Consider the following 4,429-nt stretch of genomic DNA (forward strand, 5'->3'; position numbering starts at 1 on the left):
TCACAGATTTTTCCCCAAGAGTATTAAGAAAATCTTAAATATACATGGGTACGAATTGAGAAGAATAATTGGCTCAAACGCTTACATAGTCACGGTTTAGGCTTCTATCCTCAATCGGGATGGGGGGAACTTCAGATTAAACCTTCCACCGCCCGAAAACTATGGAAAAACGCTTCAACCGTATTTCCTTGCTCAAGTCGTACTACTCCTAAATACGCCGCTTCATACCCTGTCCACCACCAGTTACACTTCTGAGTGCGTTCCTGAACCTTTTGCACCAATTGACTATCGGGATACTGTAACACCGTCTGAGCAAACTGATCAAACTTCGCCGAATTCCAGAGAATCACCGCATCTAATAATAGTTTGACATTCGATGTTAAATAAGGAGCCAATATCGCTTTGACGCCGGAATAATCATAGCGTTCGAGTAAGGTTTTTGCCTCTTGTTGGCGAATTCCCTGTAGGTAGGTTGAGCGATCCAGTATTTTGGTTAAGTTCTCCTCTCGCTCACTACTAACTAAAAATTTAACGTGTTGTCCAAATCGTAATAAAGTTTCAAACTGAACCCCTGAAGAAATCGCCGGGGTTCCGGCTTGATGGCTGACGTAAATTGTTGCGGTTTCAGGAAAGTCAAACTTCGCAAATTTTGACTGAATCAGTTTCAAGACGCTATCCCAATCATCTAATCCTTCGGTGGGGGATTCAGGTTGCAGTAAGAGGGGTTTGAGTTGCGCTTGAGGGAGTTTTTTTTGGAGATAGGTTCCTATAATGGGCTCTAAGGTACAGGTGTCTTGCCAGTATGCTGACTGTTGTGATAATCGTTCCGATGGACTAAATACGGCATCCTGATCGGTAAAGATTAAAATAATTTTGTCTATTTCTATGTTTTTGTGCTGGAGTTTTCCGACAAAGTTATGGAGTAAGGGAAAGGCTAAATCGTCCCAATAATCCTGTGCCTGAGATTGACTATAAACGGTACCCATGACTCTCCCAGGAACTAAAAAGCGGTTATCAGTTCCTTCGGTTGGTGTAAATCCGCGATTGTCTAATTGACGTCTGACATTTCTGAATAGCCTTGTCCAATGATCTTTGGTTTGCAGTTGAACATCACTGTTGCCTATTGTAATTATCCAAATATTCATAGTGGTTCTTGATGATAACTTAGGGGATAGGCTGTCACGCATTTAAATTGGGAATGGGTAGCGAGCAAGATGCTCGCACTACAAGGATTTCGCAATTCTTGACATTATGGTTTAAATGCCGAACAGCTTAGGGCTTGGTCATTGTTATTTTCATCACCAAAGGCGGTTGAATTCACTGGTTTTGTCCAGAAATTGCAACAATTGGTTGCTGTCTGCTGAACCATCAGGAAATAGGGTGAGTAATTCAATGTATTCATCGTTGAGACGAATCCGTTTACCTGCCTTTGTCTTCACATATCGCGGATACATCCGATGCCAAATTCGCCCAACTTGACTCTCCACTCCTTTTTTAGCTGCCCATCCGGTGAGTTCGGTGTTTTTAATCGACTGTTGATTAAAATAAGCGCCATGAAACCACTTAACGGCTTGACTATCTTGCTGATTTTTGGCAATGCGTCCCCATACCTGTACCTGATTCCGATGCCAAGTCTCCCGCCAGTTTTTCACGTAACTATTGGGTTGATAACCGACTGATTTTAGCCACGCGATCGCATTCTGTTGGGTTTCGTCTAAAAATCGAGTGACTAAGGCTAAGTTGGGGACATTATTCAATACCCAGAGTTTGTTGGATTCGGGTAAAAATTCCCAGTGACAGCCAATCATGGGCTTGTCCCCGCGTTTAAAATAACTGGAAAAAAATCGTCCATGGTGAATCCGACGCCAAGATTTACCAAATCCCCCCAGTAGGATGGAGAAGCGTAGGAGATACCCTAAGAATTTCCGTAATTCTGGGGAAATCTCACCGATTTGTAAGAGTTCTAATTTGCCTCGATTTAGGGTATAAGTTGGCATGGAGATGGGTTTATGATTGGGTCGATAGATATGTCGATCGAATTCGATATCCCCCTCATCTACGGTAAATAAAATCCCCACTTTCCCGACTGTGGCTTCTCCCTCAATTCCCCCCCAAAGGCTTTGGGTTAAGGTTTGGGCTACGGTTTCATTGGTTATCCCAGCTAGGAGGCGGAGGGTATGTCCACGTAATCCGGCTTTGAATAGATTGGGGCGAAATTCCCCGGTTTTATTCAACAGTTGAGACAGGAGTCCCTCTCCTTTCAATTCAGCCGAGAGAATCCGGCGTTCTGAGGTGGAAAGTGGGATAATTAAACCGTCGGGATTGACTTTATCGACATAACCATAGCCTGCACTGACCCGTGAACCAATCCCTGATAATAGCGCCCGTTCCCAAATTTGCCATATTTTCTGCCATTCTGATTGACTCAGGGAATCTCTACTGGATATGCCAAATTTAAATCGGGATTGGTAGAGAGAAATTTGCACATTGGCGCTATGGGTTGCGCCATTATCCATGACTTGATAGGATTGCTGACCATGAACCACATCAACTAAGCGATCGCGGTTTGCCCAGGTTGCCATATCCACCGGATAGCCGCCATGAAAGCGCAGGATACCGGGAAGGGTGCGGCTGTTTCCTTCCGGGGTAATCTCTTGGGTGCCACAATAGCGATCGCGTTCAGTATCGGTTAAGCAAGCGCGACGGAATGCGCCTTTCATGCTGGAACCGGGGAAAAAAGGTAATCCTTTCGCACCCATGATCGGACGAATCACGTCTTCATCTTGACCGCTATTGGTGATTAAGCGCCAGCGAATTTTGTAGTCTTGGGTTTCTACGGAGTCGCCAAATTTGGGTAATTTTACTGTGGGTGGGAGGGGGCGACGTTTCCAGATGGGAATGGTTTCGTCAGCCTGTGTAGGCGCTGGGGGACATCCGGCTAACCATTGTTCCACCCATTGTGACGCGGGTTCAACATTCCCAGCATATTGAATTTTACCGCGATCGGGTATTTGGGCTTGAAACATTAATGGAATACGATTGGCGTCTGTATTTGTCATGGTTTGTTTATCCTAGTGCAAGAAGGCAGAAGGCAGGAGGCAGAAGGCAGGAGGGGAGAAAGCTTATACAATAAGACGGGAGCACCTTTTTTTACTGGAGAGTTACTTCCGCCGCACTGATCTAGGTACTTTAGTTCCTTAAAAGGCTTGATCGTGTTTCTCAAATCGATAAAAATCATGGGTGGCGTAAGCCTGATTCCCCTAAATTTTGGGGAATTGCTTGCTATATTTTCCAGCACTAAAGTGCTGACTACGAACTACTAAGCTGTTCGGCATTTAAACCTTAATGTCAATAATGGCGAAAGGATGGTAGTGCGAGCATCTTGCTCGCGACTAATACCCAATTTAAACGCATGACAGCTTATCACGGCGTCACTTGATCAACCTGATTGTCCCTCTTAGATGGCTGATAACGTTGTGACCACCACACTATAGAATCACAGAGTTGAATCAGTACAGATAAGGCGACTTTCCGCTGATTGTAATCAAAACTCCAAAGAGAATCAGTGATGCGTTTAATCTTGTCTTTGTCTGTCGGTTCAACGGAATCAGCGGGGAGTTCAATTCCCCCTTGGGCTAAAAGTTGGCAAAATTGCTGCCAAGTATCTGCCCAATAGTGGCTGGCGGCGGTGGGGTAGTAAACGTCTTTTTTCTTCTCATACAACCGCAATTGTTCTCCCCAAAATCGCTCAAGTCCATAAGCGGCAGCGGTTCGCATTTTATAGGCTTGGTTATGAGCGCCTTTATCACAATGCTCAAATACTAAGTCGTGGGCAATTTTATCTAAGTTGTAGGATTCAAATGCCATGGTTTATACCTCCTTGAATGTTATCTCACAGTGACCAAAGCCAATGGATTCTAAACCGCCAAGATAGATATCCCCTTGATGACTTGTGCCGAAGGGTTGCCAGGATTTGGCTTCAGGTTTGGCTTCACTGGAGTTTAAGTGTTTGATGGCAATGGGAAAGACTAGAATAGTTCCTTCGGGTAAGGCTTCTGTATTGAAAAATGCTTTCCCTTTGACCCGTTTCTGATCCTTTTCCAAGGCGACTCGACTTTGCCGATATAATGCCATATCGTGAATCATGCCAATTTCATCATCGCCGACGATAACGGCGGGAAGTTCGTTACCGAGGGGAAACCAAGGGGATAGGTTTTCTGTGCCTTCAACGGTGAGAAAGCCAAAGTTAAAAAATAATTTCTTTTCTCCCTTGACAGGAAGGGCACTTAATCCCGCATTTCTCACAAACTAATTTGAGAAGATAATTTTAAGGGGAAAAGTAGAACTTTTCATGCGCAGAATAGAAAAATTCCAGATTATCCAACAAGATTAACTTAAAATTGCCAACCCTTACCCGACGTATTTGATA

At 44.3% G+C, this 4,429-nt stretch carries 3 protein-coding genes and 1 pseudogene; all 4 read right to left on the reverse strand.

The genetic code is table 11. From position 1 onward, the window contains the following. Window positions 1-131 precede the first annotated feature (131 nt). Entirely contained in the window at window positions 132-1,145 is a 1,014-nt protein-coding gene (locus RIG66_RS31400) for a hypothetical protein (RefSeq protein ID WP_446383690.1), read from the reverse strand. A 153-nt stretch (window positions 1,146-1,298) separates the two neighbouring features. Beyond that, complete coding sequence (locus RIG66_RS31405) at window positions 1,299-3,059, reverse strand: hypothetical protein (RefSeq protein ID WP_446383692.1); 1,761 nt, start codon at window positions 3,057-3,059, stop codon at window positions 1,299-1,301. A gap of 364 nt (window positions 3,060-3,423) precedes the next feature. Next, window positions 3,424-3,867, reverse strand: a complete 444-nt coding sequence (locus RIG66_RS31410) for a hypothetical protein (protein WP_446383694.1) — start codon at window positions 3,865-3,867, stop codon at window positions 3,424-3,426. A 3-nt stretch (window positions 3,868-3,870) separates the two neighbouring features. Next, window positions 3,871-4,290, reverse strand: a pseudogene (locus RIG66_RS31415) (RAMP superfamily CRISPR-associated protein); the annotation flags it as partial. Window positions 4,291-4,429: the final 139 nt, after the last annotated feature.

Origin of the sequence: Coleofasciculus sp. E2-BRE-01 (assembly GCF_040221695.1) — a bacterium.
In the GTDB taxonomy this organism is placed as follows: domain Bacteria; phylum Cyanobacteriota; class Cyanobacteriia; order Cyanobacteriales; family Coleofasciculaceae; genus Coleofasciculus.